Here is a 15782-nt window from a genome sequence, read left to right on the forward strand (position 1 = left end):
TTAAGTTCGGCTGATGCTGACCCCGACGCAGTTGCAGGCGATCCGCGATGTGGTCGCCACCGGTTCACTGCGCACCGCCGCCCGCCGCCTCGGCTACTCCCCGTCCGCGGTCTCCCAGCAGATAGCCTCGGTGGAACGGGCCCTCGGCGTGCCCCTCTTCGAGCGCTCGCCACGCAGTGTCAGGCCGACTGCCGCCGGCGCCCAACTCGCCCGGCGGGCAGCACGGCTGCTCGCCGACCTGGAGGCCGCCGAGGACGAGATGCGGTCCTTCGCGGCGGCCGAACGCGGCCGGCTGCATCTCGGCAGCTTCTGGTCAGCGGGCTTCCGCCTGATGCCGGCCGTGCTCACCGAGTTCCTGCGCGACCGCCCGCACGTCGACGTCCGCTACGAGGAGGGCGACCCGCCGGTCACCCTGCCCGCCGTCGCGGAGGGCAGGCTCGACCTCGCCGTGATCTTCGAGTACGGGACGGTGCCGCGCAACGACCCGCCCGACCTGGAGCGGACCCTGATCCTGGAGGAGCCGCTGTACGTTCTCGTGCCCAAGAGGCACCGGCTGGCCCGCCGCAAACGCATCCAGGTCAGCGACCTCTCGGCGGAACGCTGGATCTGCTACCGCGAGGACACCGACGCGGCCCGCTCCCTCTTCCACATCTGCGCGGCGGGAGGCTTCCGTCCCGAGGTCATCTTCCGCACGAACGACTACAACCTCCCGTTCGAGCTCGTACGGAACGGGCTCGGCGTCGCGATCGTCCCGGAACTGGCGCTCAGCAAGTCGGAGGACGTCCACCTGATCCGTCTCGCCAACCCCACGCACGTACGCCGCGTGTTCGCGGTCCGCCGCTCGGGCGACCCGAACCCGTTCCTGGACCAGGCGGTCGAGGTACTGCGGGCGGCGGCGACGACGATCGACGAGGAGCTGTCGGAGGCGGGGGACCTGCCGACGGCGGTGTGAGCGCGCTGCTGCGGGGGCGTCGGAGGCAGGTTTCGCTTCACGTGGAGTCGTAGTGACCGTGCGCCGGATCGTCCCCGTGTCCCAGGCGAGCTTCGCGACCGGCGACCGCACCGCGCCGGTCACCCCGGACAGGAGCATCGAGGTGGACGACGTGGACGCGGCGTACGCGGTGATGCGCGAGAGCGGGGCCGAGATCGTGTACCCGCTGAACGACGAGGAGTGGGGCGTACGCCGCTTCTTCGTACGGGACGCCAACTGGCGGGTAGTCAACGTGCTGAGCCACCGGGGCGCCGGGAGCGCCGGCTGACTAGTTCACGCCGGGGCCCTGGTCGCCGAGACGCCGCCTTTCGTGGCTGATCGCCCTCTTACTGGCGCAGCTATCGTGGGCGATGCCTCTACTTCGAGGGAGGGCGCACATGCGTGGGCTCGGAGATCATCTGACCGTCGGTGAGCGGATCGCATTCCACCGGAGGCGACGCGGCTACACACAGCAGGTCCTGGCGGGCCTGGTCGGGCGCAGCACCGACTGGTTGGCGAAGGCGGAGTCGGGTCGGCGGAAGCCTCCTCGTATCGACATGCTCGCCGAGCTGGCCCGTGTGCTCCGGGTGCCGCTTGGCGACCTGCTTGGTAAACCGGTCCTGATGGAGGACGAGAGGCAGCAGGACGACGTACCAGCGGTCCGGGACGCGCTGATGAGCCCGCGCCGCCTGTCGCGGCTGCTGTTCGGGCCTGAGGCCGAGAGCCAGCTTCCGAGTCCCGGTCCAGTGGCTCTGCATGTCGAAGCGGCGTGGGACGACTACCAGGCAGGTCGGCTCGGCAAGGTGATCGCTGCGCTTCCAGGACTCCTTCAGTCCGCGCAGGGGCTGGAGGATCACGCGGTGCGTTCCGCCGCGGAGCGCATGGACTCCTGGGCAGTCTCAGCACGTGTCCACCATCTTGCCGCCACGGCCCTCGCCAAGGTGGGCGAATCCGACATCTCGTGGCTCGCCGCGGAGAGGTCCATGAGGGCTGCCGACGAGTCGGGGGACGCGCTGGTATTGGCCTCCGCCGCGCGGTCCGGCACTCATGCCCTGCTGGCCAATGGCCGGTATGACGATGCACTGGAACTGGCGGTCACGGCGTCGAGATGGCTCTCCAGCCGGATCGAGCAGAGCGATCCGGCTGCACTGAGCTTGCTGGGCATGATCCATCTTCGGGCGGCCATTGCCGCGGCCCGGCACCAGGACCGCTCGACAGCCATGAGTCTGCTGGGCCGCGCCGGCGAGCTGGCCGACCAGCTCGGCTCGGACGAGAACTACTGGCATACGTGCTTCGGCCCCACGAACGTGCTGCTGCACCGGCTGTCAGCAGAGTTGGACCTCGACAACGTCTCGTATGTCATAGAACACGGCGAGATCGATGTGGATCACATTGCGGCCGAGCGAGGCGTCTCCCACCGTATCGATCACGCCCGAGCGCTGTCCCTGGCCGGGCGGGTGGACGACGCGTTCGCGGAGCTCCGCACGGCCGAGTCTGCGTCACCGCAGCTCGTGCGGAACAATCCTCGTGTCCGTGACACGCTACGAGACCTGATCAAACAATCTCCGGTCACGGGCGGCGCTCGTTCGTCGGAGTTGTTCGTGATGGCCCAACGGTGTAGGGCGGTGCAGTGAGCATAGGCAAAGACCGGACCTTGGGAGTGGTGGGTTCTGGTGCCGGAGGTGTTGAGACCTTGCGGACCGGGCTCGTGGAGCCGGCTCTCGCTCGGGGGTGGCGGGTGGCTGTGACACTCACGCCGACCGCCGCGCACTGGCTTCGCATGAGCGGCGAGGTCGACCGCTTGGAGGAGCTGACCGGCCTGCCCGTCCGATACGAAGCACGGTTGCCCGGTGATACGAGTCCACATCCGAAGGTGGACTGCTACGTGGTCGCCCCTGCGAGCGCTAATACGGTGGCCAAGCTGGCGACCGGCATCGCCGACAACCAAGCACTGACGCAGGTCGGGGAAGCCATCGGCACGCTCGGTCTGCCCGTCGTCGTGTTCCCCCGGATCAACGCGGCACACGCCAGGCACTCCGCATGGAAGCATCACCTTGCGGCACTGCGAGACGCCGACGTCCGTCTCGTCTACGGGCCGGACGTCTGGCCGCTGTACGAGCCCCGGGAAGCGCCCGCAGGGCGTGAGTTGCCGTGGGCGGCTGTGTTCGACGCTGTCGACCGAGCCATGCAGCGCGGGCCCGGCAGGGGCTGAGCGTGACGTGCTCCAGGGTGCACCGTCGCGGAGCTCGGCGGCGGTGCGCTCGTTGAGGGCAGCAACCTGAGGTCAGCGTTTGACACGGCCCCGGACGGCGAGCACGGCGAGACCGAGCAGCACAGGCTCGGCGAGGCGGGAGACCATCTCGGTGTAGGTGCCGGTCGTGGTCAGGTTCTGCCCGGAGGACCGGAAGATCACCGAGTTGACCACGACCCGCAGGCTCTTCTCGAACCTGTCGGACGAAAGCCGGTCCACGTAGGCGCTGTCGGGGTTGACCGGCTTGGGGGTGTCGGTGATCAGCCGGACGTCCTGCCCGGTGACCGTCCCCGTCGACTCGGGTTTCGGGTCGTCCTTCGGCAGCCCCCAGAGCATCATCACGACGAGGGTGATGGCCGTCGACAGAAGCAGCCAGCTCATGGCCCGCAGCGCCCGAAGCCCGTAGCCGGACAGCGCCCAGTAGGCGTGGAGCAGGCCGCGTTCAGCGCTAGGGGTTTGCGGATCGTGGCGGCGCATCTCCATCTCGCCGTAGTAGAAGTCGGCGGCGCCGGGCTCGTTCTTGCTGTCCTCGAAGGACTTCCGGAGCTGGCGGTAAACCGGTGCCAGCGACGCCGGCCGGGCGTCAGGCGCGCCACACACGGACACGTCCCAGCCTCGGGTCGGCGACCGATGACCGGCGCGCCAGTGCTGTTCTTCGGCGAGGGTGCGGCGTGGAGTGAATGTCATGGGCCGCCAGGGCCGCCACGGGCGCGAGGGGACCTCGGCGAAGGTGCAGCTGCCTTCCAGACGTATCTGGTCCAGGTGCACGGTCCCGGTCAGCAGGCAGCGCGACAAGTCGATGTTGGCGAGGACGAGGTGGGCTGCGTCGACACCGCGGAGGGAGGCGATGCGCACTGCCGGTCCCGCCCCGCCGTCGAGCACGGACTCGTCCACCGTCGTGCCGCTCGGTAGCACGAAGGGCTCGGTCTCGGCGGAGATGCTGAGCGGGTACTCGAACACGGCATGAGAAAAGTCGACTGTCGCGTACCTCAGTTGTAGTGCGGCTGTCGACGACCACCGCGTCCGCCTGCACACCAGCCGACGGGCCGCGACCGCGATGGTCACGGGGCTGTCGAACATGGCCCCTGACATGTCCACATGGCCCGCACACACTAGCGGCCCCAAGCTCGCAGCCTCTGTGAACCTCGCCGACTCGAACTCGACGTCGCCCTTGAACATCGCTGAGTCGAACCCGGCGTTGCCGTTGAACGTCGCCGACTCGAACAGGGCAGAGGCGTTGAACGTCGCCGACCCGAACCAGGCGTCGCCGTTGAACGTTGCCAACTCCCACCCGCCATAGCCGTTGAACGTCGCTGAGTCGAACCCGGCAAAGCCGTTGAACGTCGCCAACTCCCACCCGGCATAGCCGTTGAACGTTGCCTCCTCGAATCCGGCGTCGCCGGTGAACCTCGCCGACCTGAACCCGGCGTCGCCGTTGAACGTCGCCGAGTCGAACCGGGCGATGCCGGTGAACGTCGCCGAGTCGAACCAGGCACCACCGGTGAACGTCGCCGAGTCGAACCGGGCGATGCCGTTGAACGTCGCCGACCCGAACCGGGCGTAGCCGAAAGAAGGATCACCGGATGACTGATCGCGTACAGCATCGAGAAGTCGCCGTAGCAGCGCTTCGTCGAACGTCGTGCCCTGGTGGTACACGTCGCTGCCAGCGCTGAGGGTGGCGAAGTAGGCGGCGCGGTCGGAGTCGGCAAGGTGCGCGAGACACGGGGTGTGCGGGTCGACGGAACGGCCGATGCATCCGACCGGATCGGCCGCATCGGCGCCGTGCCCGCAGCGGGGCCAGGACGGGGGCGAGGGGACGGGTGCCATGCCGGACATGATCCCCGACGCCGGTCGGGTACTGGGAGGGCTTCGGTCTCTGACGACGGAACCGGGGACCCGGACAGTTTGTCAGGGCTCTTGGCCCTTCGGGCATCGAAGCTTCTTGCCATATTGCAGGTGCCCTGGAACCGAAGCGTGGGAGCAACGCTCAGACACGGCAGCGATTCGCTTCTTGAGACAGCAGGCGATGGGCATTTGAAGCGCTCGTCGGAACTGCTGCTGGTCTGATGCTCTGCCGGCCAACCGATCCTCGATCGGGACCTCACAGGGCAGCGTGACGTCACCACGTGCCGAGCGGGGCACGGTTCCCCGCCGGAGTCCGGCGGATGCAATGGGTTGTGTCAGGACGTACAGCACACAGGAAGGATCAGCCATGCCGCAAGCCAGGCGAGAGAAGAAGGACCACTTGATCTACGCAGACGTCGTGGACTCCAAGGCCAAGGCGGGCGTCTGGATGGGGGAGCGCGCCTCGTTCCAGGAGAAGCAGGACCGCATCATTGAGGCGCTCAAGGAGCGGACCGACTGGGTCGCGCTGAAAGACGCGATCATGGTCATCGGTACCGACCCGGCCGGCATCACGGTCATTGCGCCGAACCCGACACTGCCCGGTGTGATCGTCCTCGCTGACGGCGGCTCCCCGGCCACCTCCACGAAGCTCCAGGCCGCCGCCGAGGAGAAGGTCCGCGCTGTCATGGGTGAACTCGGTATTGCCGAAGAGGAAACGGCGGCCTGAGCACCATGGCCGTCCCCCGGATGCTGTGGGGGAAGTACTTCCAGTTCGAGCGGGACGGGGAAGCGGTTCTCCTGGACCCGGTCGCACTGGACAGTGTGTTCATCGACCCCGGCGAGGTCCGCGACCTCGCCGGGGTCCCCCCGACCGCGACCCACGAAGCCCTCGCAGGGCTCGGCTTCACCCCAGACTGCCCCGCGGCCGACCGGCGCGAAGCGCTCCGTGACCGTCTGCACCACCTCGGCCTCGATGCCGCCCCTCGCCGCATCAGCGGCCTGCGCGTGGTCCTCACCGACCGCTGCAACATGGCGTGCACCTACTGCTTCGTCGATACGAACACCGGCAAGCCGGACATGACGAAGAAGGAGCTGTCGGAGGGCCTGGAGTTCCTGTTCGAGCAGAACGCCGGGCAGGACGAGGTGTCCATCCAGTGGTTCGGCGGCGAGCCGGCCATCCGCTTCGACCTCATGCGGTACGGCGATCAGCTTGCCGACACCCTCGCCGACCGCTACGACGTGGCGCGGGTGCGGCGCACGGTAGTCACCAACGGCGCCCGCCTGACCGACGAGGCCCTCGACCACTTCATCGCGTACGAGTACGGGGTCGGCATCTCCGTCGACGGCCCGCCGGGCATCAACTCGGCGAACCGCCTCCTGCTCGGAGGCCAGCCCGCCGACGACCGGATTCGCCGTAACGTCGCCCGGTTCGTCGCGGCAGATGGGCTGCACGTGGGCTGCAACCTCACGCCGACGGCAGCGAACATCGGACGCCTCGCCGAGACCGTCCGATGGATCATCGACGACCTCGGGCTGGGGTTCATCTACGTCAACACCCCCATCCCGACCGGGGGCCGCTGGCAGGTCGACGGCGCTGACCTGGCCCGCGAGCTGTACGGGGCACGCCTGGCCGCGCTCGGACGGGGCGGGATGCTGTTCTCCGTCCTGGACCGTGCCTTTCAGGCCCTCGACACCCGTCGACCGATGCTCTTCGACCACATGCAGGGCGACCGCAGCCTGAACGCGGCTCTCCTGCCAGGCAACCAGGTCAGCCTGTGCGACATCAACTTCACCGAGCCGTCGTTTCTGCACACCCTCGATGAACTGCGTGCCGATGCCGGCCTCCTGGCCGGCGTGGCGAAGAGGGTCGCTCCGATCCCCGAGTGCGGCAACTGCCCGGCGCTCGCCATCTGCGGGGGGCCGTCGCGCAACGAGCAGGCACTCGTCGGTGGCAGCACCCCGGACCCCGAGATGTGCGCGTTCTACACGAGCACGGTGGAGATCGCAGTGTGGGACAACTCGGGGGTGCAATGAGTACCCACGTCCGTACGGCCCTGGTGTCCACGGCTGGACACTGCAAGGTGGCCTGCGGCTTCTGCTTCCGGGCCGACCGTGCCCACGGCTTTCTCGGCACCGCGACCTATGCCCGCACTCTGTCGCGGCTGAAGGAGGCAGGGGTGGAGGGAGTGTGCCTGACCGGCGGCGAGCCGACCCACCACCCACAGCTCAGGCAGCTCATACGGCTGGCCCATCAGTTCGGCATGTCGGTGTCGATGGTGACCTCGGCGCGCACCCGGGGAGAGGTCATCGCCCTCTCCCAGGTGGCTCATCTGCTGGCCAACGTGACCGTCTCTGCCGACTCGCAGGGCGCCATGATGCTGGGGCGCACCGCCCGCACCGCGGCCTCGGGCGTCGACACCCTGCGCGCTATCAGCACCGAGACGAAGATCCTGCATCTCACCTGCTGGGACTTGAACGACGACGAGTGCCATGACCTGGCTTGCCTCGTCTCCGGGGCAAGGGTGGAGGTTCAGTTCAGCCCCGTCGTCCTTGACGAGCGTGCCCTGCACCGCAACGGGATGGTGGTCCAGGACTACCTGGTGCAGCAGCACCTCGACGCTGATCGGCTGGGGCACTATTTCAACGTGTCCGGCAGGTACCGGGCATACCTCGGTGAGCTGCGGGATCTGCAGTTCCCCGCGACCGGGGGCGAACGGTGGTCGTGCCGCTCGGGCGCTGCGTACATAACTGCCGACGGCCACATACGGCGTTGCCCCTACAGCCAGGCATCGGTCAGCGTCCACGCGCCCCGTGCCGCGATCAGGCACTTCCTGACCGCCCCGGCGCAGGACCGGGTGACCCCGGACTGCGCCGCCATCTGCCGCCCCTCGGCCACATCCGACGACCGCAGCACGTCGTGCGCCGCGCCGGCGTGAGGGCGGCTCGACACACGCCAACCCCATGGACCGCTTTATGACGATCACGACACCAGACGACTTCACCCAGCGTTGGCGCCAGCCACCGAACTTCCCCCTGGACGTCCTCTTCGACTACACGTTCCTGCCGGCCGTCGACATCCTCGACCACATCCGCAGGGATGAGGAGGTCCGGTTCACGATCCTCGGGGACGACGACTGGCAAGTGCGCATGGACCGCACTGCCGCCTTCCGTACGGCCCCGCTAGAGGAGCTCGTCACCTGGCCGTTCCGGCTGGTGCACTTCAATCTCAGCCGCTTCTACGACCTCCTCCTGGACGGCTTCCAGGAGGAGGTCATGGTCCCGTGGCGCACGCACCTGTCCGTCAAGGGCTTCACCTGGCACCGCCTCGCGCCGATCCTGTTCCTGTCCACTGAGGGCGCCTCGTCGACGTACCACAACGACAACTCGCACGGCCTGGTCTGGCAGGTCCACGGCGTCAAGACCTTCCACAGCTACCTGGACCCCGACAAGCATCTGCCAGCAGATGCGGCGGTCATCGGCGAGACCACTGGCGAGGACCCGCCCGAGCATGATGAGACCGATCGCCAGTCCGTCACCATGCAGCCCGGAGACCAGCTCTGGAGCCACGCGCTGACACCCCACTGGGTCACCACCGAGTCGGCACTCGCCATGAGCGTCACGCTCTCCCACGGCGGCCTGTGCCACCAGGGTGGCTTCTCCGAGCGGGAGCTGGCGCTGCGCGCCTACTGGGACAAGAACCCCGGCGAGGCGTGGATGCATGACTTGCGGAATGTCCGCTACTGAGACCGCGTCCCACGACACGAGGCACTGGCCCGTGTCGTGGGACGCAAATCCATAGCGGTTACGGAGTGAGCCGGTTCGGCCCACGGAACAGGAAGGTGGCCTCGCGGATGGAGTCGAGGCCGAGCATGACCATCAGCACCCGCCCGAGCCCCATGCCCAGCCCGCCGTGCGGCGGGCACCCGTACCGGAACGCGTTCAGGTAGTCCTGCAGCGGCGCCGGACTCATGCCCTTCTCGGCGGCCTGCTTCAGCAGCACGTCGTACCGGTGCTCACGCTGGGCGCCTGTTGTGACCTCCAGCCCGTTCCACAGCAGGTCGAAGCTCAAAGTCACGCTCGGGTCGTCGGCCGGCCGCATGTGGTAGAAGGGCCGGATGCCGACCGGGTAATGCGTGATGAACACGAACTCGTGCCCGGTCGCCTCCTTGATGTGAGCCGAGATGCTCCGCTCGCCCTCGGGGTCCAGGTCCTCCTTGATCCCCGCCGGGTCCCAGCCGCCCCTGCGCAGGATCTCGTGCGCCTCGGCCATGGTGACCCGGGGGAAAGGCGTCGTGGGGACTGTGACCTCGACGCCGAAGTATGCGGTGATCGCCTCACCGTGCGCGTCGGCGACCTTGGCGATCGCGTACGCGAGCATGTGTTCCTCGAACGCCATCACGTCCTCGACGCCGTCAATCCAGGCCAGCTCCACGTCGACGCCCGTGAACTCGGTGGCGTGCCGGGAGGTGAACGACGGCTCGGCGCGGAAGACTGGCCCGATCTCGAAGACCTTGTCGATGCCGGCAGAGATCGCCATCTGCTTGTAGAACTGCGGCGACTGCGCCAGATAGGCGCTGCGGTCGAAGTAGCCGAGCTTGAAGACCTCCGCGCCGGACTCCGAAGCGGTGCCCATGAGCTTGGGGGTGTGCATCTCCGTGGCGCCCTGCGCGTAGGCGTACTCGCGCATCCCCTGCTCCAGGGTGGTCTGCACGGCGAACATCAGCTGCGTGGCGGGTCGGCGGCGTACATCCAGGAACCGCCAGTCCAGCCGCTGCTCCAGGCCGGTGTGCTCGTCGATCGGCAGAGGTGTGGCGGCCGGGTTCAGGACCTCGACCTGCTCAGGGACGATCTCCAGACCGCCGAGTTTCACCTGGGCGGCGTCGACGACGCGGCCGGTGATACGGACGGCGGACTCGGGAGTGAGGGCTTCGAGCTGGGCTTCCAGGGGCCCGCCGTCGCGCTTGTGGGTCACCTGGGCCATGCCGGTGCTGTCCCGCACGATGACGAACTGCATCTTGCTCTGCAGGCGGAGAGCGTTCACCCACCCGCAAACGGAAACGGTACGGCCGACGTGTTCTCGCAGGTCGGAGACGTGTACGCGGCTGTGGATCATTTCGGTCCTCCGAAGGACATCGTCATGATCCCTTGGGAGTGCGGGCGAGAAGGGCAACTCGCGGTACCACCGCACTTTCGCCGCCACCAGGTGGCGGCCTCATTCGAGCCCGGTGACGGGGGCCGGCCGGCGGGGCATTGGAACCCCTAGCGGGGCCGTTCCTCCCCGCGCTCGGGAGGGTCTTCACCAAGGGGCGCGAGACCGCCTTTCCAGCTTCCGGCGGCTCTCTCGGCTCGCGAGATCCCTGGCTACTCGTCTCCGTCAACGCGTTGCCCAGCAGGATACGGAGCGTGTGGCGACGGTGGCAATCAAGAAACTCATTCCTGCATGGGAGAACCTGCTGTGAGCGTGCCCGTCGGACGGGCGGTGGCCGCCAATGCACGGGCTGGAATTCCGGGAAGCTCTCCCGGTCATCGCGCCCTGCGCGATGACCGCCCCGAACATGGCCGCGATGGTATGCCCCGGCACCTCAGCCGATCCGCTCGGGTCGCGTACTCCCGGCCCCGCCTACGAGGAGGCATGGATGCTGATCGGAAAATCGATCTTCGGGAGGGCAGGCGGCAGCATCCGGGCCGCTTGCGGACCGGATGTCGGGATGGGGTCGGTCAGGCGGCCGCGGGTTCGAAGGTGACCTGGTGGCCGAGGGCCTGGAGCTGGCGGACGAGGTCGCGGGTCTTGCGGGCGGGGTTGAGATGGCGCTGGTGCCAGTCGGAGCCGAGTTCTTGGTAGGAGGCGTCGGGGTCGTTGATCAGGTGCCAGGAGATGACGAGTATCGAGCGGGCGACGGCGACCAGGGCTTTGGCGTGGCCACGGCGTTTGACGATGCGCCGGTAGCGGGCGCCGAGGAAGGTGTCGGTGCGGGCGGCGGCGTTGGCGGCCTCGCCGAGGGCGCCCTTGAGCCAGGGATTGCCCTGCCCGGCCGGGCCTGTGGTGTTCTTCGCGCCGGACTGGACCGTGCGGGGGCACAACTTGGCCCAGGACACCAGGTGTTCGGGGGTGGGGAAGTGGCGCATGTCCGCGCCGATCTCGGCGAGGATGATCTGCGCGGTGGCCGGACCGATCCCGGGGACGGCGTCCAGCTTCTCGGCCAGGGCGCGGGCGCTCACGCCACCGGCGGACGATTCTGCTCCTGGGCCGTCGTGGGGGGTGGTGATCTCTTCCAGCGTGCAGGCGATGAGCCGGTCGAGTTCCTGGATCTGTGCGGTGAGATGGTCGACGGTGCCCAGCAGCACCCTGAGCAGCCGGGCGTGGTGGTCTTCGAACTGCCCGGTCAGGGCCTCGATGAGGGCGGCCTTCTTCTTGACCAGGTTGCCCTTGGCGAGGTCGGCAAGGGCGCGGGGGTTGCGTTCACCGGCGACCAGGGCGTCGAGCATGGCCCGGCCCGACCTGCCGAACAGGTCCGAGACGACGTCGGACAGTTTGATCTGCGCGTCCTGGAGGGCCTTGTCCACCCGGTGCTTGTGGCGAGTGCGTTCCTGGACGAACACGGTGCGGGTGCGGGTGAAATCCCGCAGTTGCCGGACGGCCTTCGGCGGGACGAACGAGGCCCGGACCATTCCGCGTTCGGCGAGCTTGGCCAGCCAGACCGCATCCAGCTTGTCGGTCTTCGGGCGTCCGGGGACGTTCTTCACATCGCGCGCGTTGACGAGCCAGCAGTCCAGGCCGCGGGCCTCCAGCAGGTAGAAGAACGGGCGTCAGTACGATCCCGTCGCTTCCATGACGACCCGTTCGACGCCCTGGCAGACCAGCCGGTCGCCGAGTTCCAGGATCGCGTTGGTGGTCGAGGCGACCGTCCAGACCTGCTGGACGCGCCGGCCCTCGATGGTGTCGTGCGGGACGCGCAGGCAGACCATCCCGGATGCCTTGGCGATGTCGATCGCCGCGACCCGCGCGACCGTCCCGTCGTCGTGGTCTTCTCTCAACTCCTCCATCAGGTGCCCCCCTGTTGTGCTGGTTCGGGCAGGGGCTGCCCGGGGAGCCTGAGGGGATCGGAGAAGCTGATCGGCGTGCTCAAGACGACAGTGTGCGGCCCCTCGGACGGCTCCCTCACCAGACTCCTATGCGGGCTCGCAGCCCAAACATCAAGCGGCGTCGGCGGACAGCCCCTGTACCGATTTTCACGCCCGCGGGGCGTCACCGCAGGTGAACGGTCGACTCCTATAAGGTCACAAACGCCCGTCCGGCCGCGTGCGTGATGACGCCCGGCGGGCCGACAAATCCCAAACAGGACAGTCGAAACGTCAGTCAGTCGATGGGTCAGACCCACCCGCAGCGTCACCACGTCACATCCTCACTGTCAGTCGAGGCGCTGCCTGGCCACCGCGGCAACGAAGCCTCCCCAAGCCGGCGCGGAGAACGCAAGGCGCGCCCCGTGTGGATCCTTGCTGTCTCGCACCACCGTGGTGGCGGCCATGCGCGCAGTCTCAACGCACTCGGTACCGCTGCCGCCGCTGTACGAGGACTTGATCCAGTGGAGGTCGTCGCCGCTGACCATCACAACTCCTTGCAGGCCCGATTGAGGAGCGCGACCGACGTAGGCATGTCCAACGCCTGGGCGCGCAAGTAGTCGAACGCCAATTGATAGCGTTCCAGTTCCTCGGGTTTCTCCATGAACAGGCCGCCTCCGATGATGTCCACGTACACGACGTCGAGTTCAGGACTTGGACCACCAAGGACGACGAAGCTGCCAACGGCTGCCGCATGAGCGCCGCTCGCGAACGGCAGGATCTGGACGGTGATGTGCGGTGATTCTGTCAGCGAGATCAGGTGCTCCAACTGCTCGCGCATGGCCGCGCGGCCTCCGACCACACGTCGGATGACCGCCTCGTCGATCACCGCCCAGATGTGGGGCGGGTCCTCGCGGGACAGAAGTTCCTGCCGCTTCATGCGGATGTCGACCATATGCGCGATCTCCGTCTCGCTGCACCGCATCTCAGAGGCGCGGTGAACGGCCTCCGCATACGCACGTGTCTGCAGCAATCCGGGGACGTACATGCATGCGTAGTGATCCTCGCGTACGACCTCGTCCTCAAGGGTCAGCATGAGGTTCATCGACTCGGGGATCGGGTCTGCGAGAGATCGCCACCAGCCCTGAATCTTTGCCCCCTTGGCGAGACCGACGAGCGTTAGCCGTTCCTCGTCGGTGGCCCCGTACTCGCGGCACAGGGCTTCCACGGCAGGCCACTTAACTGAGCCTTCCTTCCGTTCGTAGCGGCTGAGTGTGGCCTTCGAGATGCCGACCCGCGCTCCTGCCTCCTCGAGGGTCAGCCCCTTGCGCTCTCGCAGACGCCGGAGGTCCGCCCCCAACTGCCGCCTACGGGTGGTCGGTCCAACTGCCATGGTCAAGCCTCCGTGTCGGTATGTGAGAGAGCTTGCATGTGACGTGACATGCCGGACAACCCGGCGTGCGCCCCTGGCGCGCGGACTAGGTTCATGCTCCCGGTGGAGCCTTCTGAGAGTTTCATTTTGAGAGTTTCACTGCCACTCTCAGTATCGGTGCGACTACGTATGGAGTGGTTGCATGTTCAGGAGGAGGCTTCGTGAGCACAAGTGCGTGCCGAGTGGAAGTGATGCGCAAGTCGTGGGAACTCCCGTTCCTGGCCGAAGCGGCAGAAGTGGCGACAATCCGTAGGGTCCTGCACAACCGCTTGAGCCTCTGGGGCCTGCCGAACGTCGTCGAGACGGCACAGCTCTGCGTCACGGAGCTGGTCGCCAATGTGATCCGCCATGTCGGCGACGGAACCCCGGCCACGCTCGCGGTGTCCATGAGCGGTTCCTGTCTGCGCATCGAGCTGCGCGATCCCGACAGCCGAGCGCTGCCCACCCTGCTGCGCGCCCAGGAGTACGACGAGACGGGCCGAGGCATGGCTCTGGTGGACGCGATGACCGAGCGATGGGGTGTGCTCCTCCGCGGCGACTCGAAAGTCACGTGGTGCGAACTGGAGACCGGACTTGCGTCGGACGACGGGCACATCGGTGGCGAGAGTGTGGAGCGGGCCGAGGCCCTGCTCGGGCTCTGCGGCCTCACCCGCGGTCTGCACGCCCGCGCCGGCGGCCCGCTCGTTGTGGCCGTAGCCGAGGAGGTCGCTATCGACATGATCGCCGACCTCCTGCTGTGGCTGCGTGCGCACGGGTGTGATCCGGACGAGGCTCTCGACCGGGCGCAGATGAACTTTGAGGCGGAGGCGGCGTGCTGATCGGATCGGGGGAGCGCGGGTCGGGAGTGAGGCCGGCGTGGATTGTGAAACCTGCAGACGAGCGAGGCGAATCGTGCGAGGCTTCCAGTCGGGGCGGCGACGTGCCGGCGAGTGGGCGACAGTCCGGTGGCTTGAGGGGCTCGCTGTTGCAGGGTCCCCCCGCGGGGAATGCTCGTGACAGTGCCCGCTTAGGTCGGAGGCGGCGTGTGAAGGATCGTGCCGGTGGGGGACCGGTAGGTGCTCCTGCCACCCCCCACGCCCACGGGCCATCGACGACGGTAGACTTCGCCGAGCCCGTTCCCCGTCGCGTTTTCGCCCTGCAGCCGAGAGAGCACGTGTCCGAAATCAACATTGTTGATCTGTTCGCCGGTCCCGGCGGGCTCGACATCGCCGCGGTCAAGCTGGGCCTCTCGGTGACTGGCATCGAGAAGGACGCGAACGCCTGCGCCACACGTGCTGCTAATGGGTTGATCACCTGGCAGGGCGACGTCCGCGGGTACGCCCCGCGCGAGTTCTCCGGAGGCACACGGGTTCTCACCGGGGGGCCGCCGTGCCAGACGTACACAGTGGCCGGGTCGGGTGTCGGGCGTCATGCTCTCGATGACGTACTGCGCTGCGTGGACCTCATGGCCGCGGGGAAGCAGCTTTCGTCGTCGGAGCTGGACGAGCTCGGGGACGAGCGAACGGGGCTGGTGCTGGAGCCTCTGAAATGGGTATTGCAGGCCCTGAAGGACGGGGATCCGTACACGGCGATTGTCCTGGAGCAGGTGCCTGCGGTGCTTCCCGTGTGGCAGGCCTACAGAGAGGTCCTGGCCGACATCGGCTACGAAGTGAAGTGCGGAGTCCTCCGTGCCGAGCAGTACGGAGTGCCGCAGACCCGCAGGCGTGCCATCCTCGTGGCCCGACTTCACGGGAAGGTCGAACTTCCGGCCCCCACGCACCGCTCCTACCGCAAGGGTGTCCCTCGCAACGAGGGTGACCCCGGTCTGAAGCCCTGGGTGAGCATGAGTGACGTGCTCACGGAACGCGACACGCCGTATGTCGTGGTCTCGAACTACGGGAGCGGCGGCGACCCCAAGGCACGCGGGCGTCGGCGTCACGATCAGCCGGCCGCCACGGTGACGGGCAAGGTATCTCGCAATCGTGTGGTGGGCCCGGGTGGCCGGGAGGGGCGATTCACCAACGAGGAGGCGGGGATGCTGCAGACCTTCCCTGCCGACTTCAAGTGGTCCGGAAGCGATGTCGCCCAGCAGATCGGCAACGCCATTCCGCCGGTTCTGGCCGCTCATGTCCTCAGCGCCGCGCTTGAGCTCGGCCGGGAGAGGCTTGCCGACGCCGTGAAGTCACTGTCCGGCGGCACGATCACCGTCTGATTCTCAAGCGCATGTCCGAATCTGTGGGCCGCTC

15 protein-coding genes and 1 pseudogene are annotated in these 15782 nt (G+C 67.7%); 10 read left to right on the top strand and 6 right to left on the bottom strand.

All coding sequences use genetic code 11. The annotated features are described in order from the left end of the window. The first annotated feature begins 13 nt into the window (after positions 1–13). From QFZ82_RS25100 to QFZ82_RS25115, 4 genes and pseudogenes are all read left to right on the top strand, one after another. Positions 14–952 carry a LysR family transcriptional regulator gene (locus QFZ82_RS25100; protein ID WP_307715309.1) on the top strand — a complete coding sequence of 313 codons (939 nt, stop codon included), beginning with the start codon at positions 14–16 and terminating at the stop codon, positions 950–952. A 97-nt stretch (positions 953–1049) separates the two neighbouring features. After that, positions 1050–1259 (top strand): annotated as a pseudogene (locus QFZ82_RS25105) (VOC family protein); the annotation flags it as partial. Positions 1260–1368: 109 nt separating this feature from the next. Then, on the top strand, positions 1369–2604 hold the full coding sequence (locus QFZ82_RS25110; protein WP_307715310.1) for a helix-turn-helix domain-containing protein: 1236 nt from the start codon (positions 1369–1371) through the stop codon (positions 2602–2604). Between the two features lie 29 nt (positions 2605–2633). Next, positions 2634–3182 (top strand): flavoprotein, encoded by a 549-nt coding sequence (locus QFZ82_RS25115; protein WP_307715311.1) that lies wholly within the window; start codon positions 2634–2636, stop codon positions 3180–3182. 72 nt (positions 3183–3254) lie between these two features. Here the strand turns inward: QFZ82_RS25115 and QFZ82_RS25120 are convergent, their stop codons facing one another. After that, positions 3255–5048: a pentapeptide repeat-containing protein gene (locus QFZ82_RS25120; RefSeq protein WP_307715312.1), complete on the bottom strand. Its 1794-nt coding sequence runs from the start codon at positions 5046–5048 to the stop codon at positions 3255–3257. A 385-nt stretch (positions 5049–5433) separates the two neighbouring features. Between QFZ82_RS25120 and QFZ82_RS25125 the strand changes: the two genes are divergently transcribed. The 4 genes from QFZ82_RS25125 to QFZ82_RS25140 are packed head-to-tail and all read left to right on the top strand — an operon-like array spanning position 5434 to position 8810. Further along, positions 5434–5793 carry a hypothetical protein gene (locus QFZ82_RS25125; RefSeq protein WP_307715313.1) on the top strand — a complete coding sequence of 120 codons (360 nt, stop codon included), beginning with the start codon at positions 5434–5436 and terminating at the stop codon, positions 5791–5793. Positions 5794–5798: 5 nt separating this feature from the next. Next, entirely contained in the window at positions 5799–7100 is a 1302-nt protein-coding gene (locus QFZ82_RS25130; RefSeq protein WP_307715314.1) for a radical SAM protein, read from the top strand. Continuing rightward, a complete protein-coding gene (locus QFZ82_RS25135) occupies positions 7097–8002 on the top strand; it encodes a radical SAM protein (RefSeq protein ID WP_307715315.1) in 906 nt (301 codons plus the stop codon). The genes QFZ82_RS25130 and QFZ82_RS25135 overlap by 4 nt, the downstream gene beginning before the upstream one ends. A 37-nt stretch (positions 8003–8039) precedes the next feature. After that, positions 8040–8810, top strand: coding sequence for a hypothetical protein (locus QFZ82_RS25140; RefSeq protein ID WP_307715316.1), 771 nt, complete (start codon positions 8040–8042; stop codon positions 8808–8810). 58 nt (positions 8811–8868) lie between these two features. Here the strand turns inward: QFZ82_RS25140 and aspS are convergent, their stop codons facing one another. The 5 genes from aspS to QFZ82_RS25165 all read right to left on the bottom strand — a co-directional run bounded on the left by aspS (position 8869) and on the right by QFZ82_RS25165 (position 13518). Next, a complete protein-coding gene (gene aspS / locus QFZ82_RS25145) occupies positions 8869–10179 on the bottom strand; it encodes an aspartate--tRNA(Asn) ligase (RefSeq protein ID WP_307715317.1) in 1311 nt (436 codons plus the stop codon). A gap of 605 nt (positions 10180–10784) precedes the next feature. Then, complete coding sequence (locus QFZ82_RS25150; RefSeq protein ID WP_307717834.1) at positions 10785–11858, bottom strand: IS110 family transposase; 1074 nt, start codon at positions 11856–11858, stop codon at positions 10785–10787. Positions 11859–11873: 15 nt separating this feature from the next. Then, on the bottom strand, positions 11874–12110 hold the full coding sequence (locus QFZ82_RS25155) for a hypothetical protein (RefSeq protein ID WP_307715318.1): 237 nt from the start codon (positions 12108–12110) through the stop codon (positions 11874–11876). 365 nt (positions 12111–12475) lie between these two features. After that, positions 12476–12673 (bottom strand): DUF397 domain-containing protein, encoded by a 198-nt coding sequence (locus tag QFZ82_RS25160; RefSeq protein WP_307715319.1) that lies wholly within the window; start codon positions 12671–12673, stop codon positions 12476–12478. Further along, positions 12673–13518, bottom strand: coding sequence for a helix-turn-helix transcriptional regulator (locus QFZ82_RS25165; protein ID WP_307715320.1), 846 nt, complete (start codon positions 13516–13518; stop codon positions 12673–12675). The genes QFZ82_RS25160 and QFZ82_RS25165 overlap by 1 nt, the downstream gene beginning before the upstream one ends. A gap of 200 nt (positions 13519–13718) precedes the next feature. Here QFZ82_RS25165 and QFZ82_RS25170 point away from each other — a divergent pair, with 200 nt between their 5' ends. Then, complete coding sequence (locus QFZ82_RS25170) at positions 13719–14375, top strand: ATP-binding protein (protein ID WP_307715321.1); 657 nt, start codon at positions 13719–13721, stop codon at positions 14373–14375. 206 nt (positions 14376–14581) lie between these two features. Next, positions 14582–15748, top strand: coding sequence for a DNA cytosine methyltransferase (locus QFZ82_RS25175; protein WP_307715322.1), 1167 nt, complete (start codon positions 14582–14584; stop codon positions 15746–15748). Positions 15749–15782: the final 34 nt, after the last annotated feature.

Source organism: Streptomyces sp. V4I23 (genome assembly GCF_030817975.1).
Classification (GTDB): domain Bacteria; phylum Actinomycetota; class Actinomycetes; order Streptomycetales; family Streptomycetaceae; genus Streptomyces.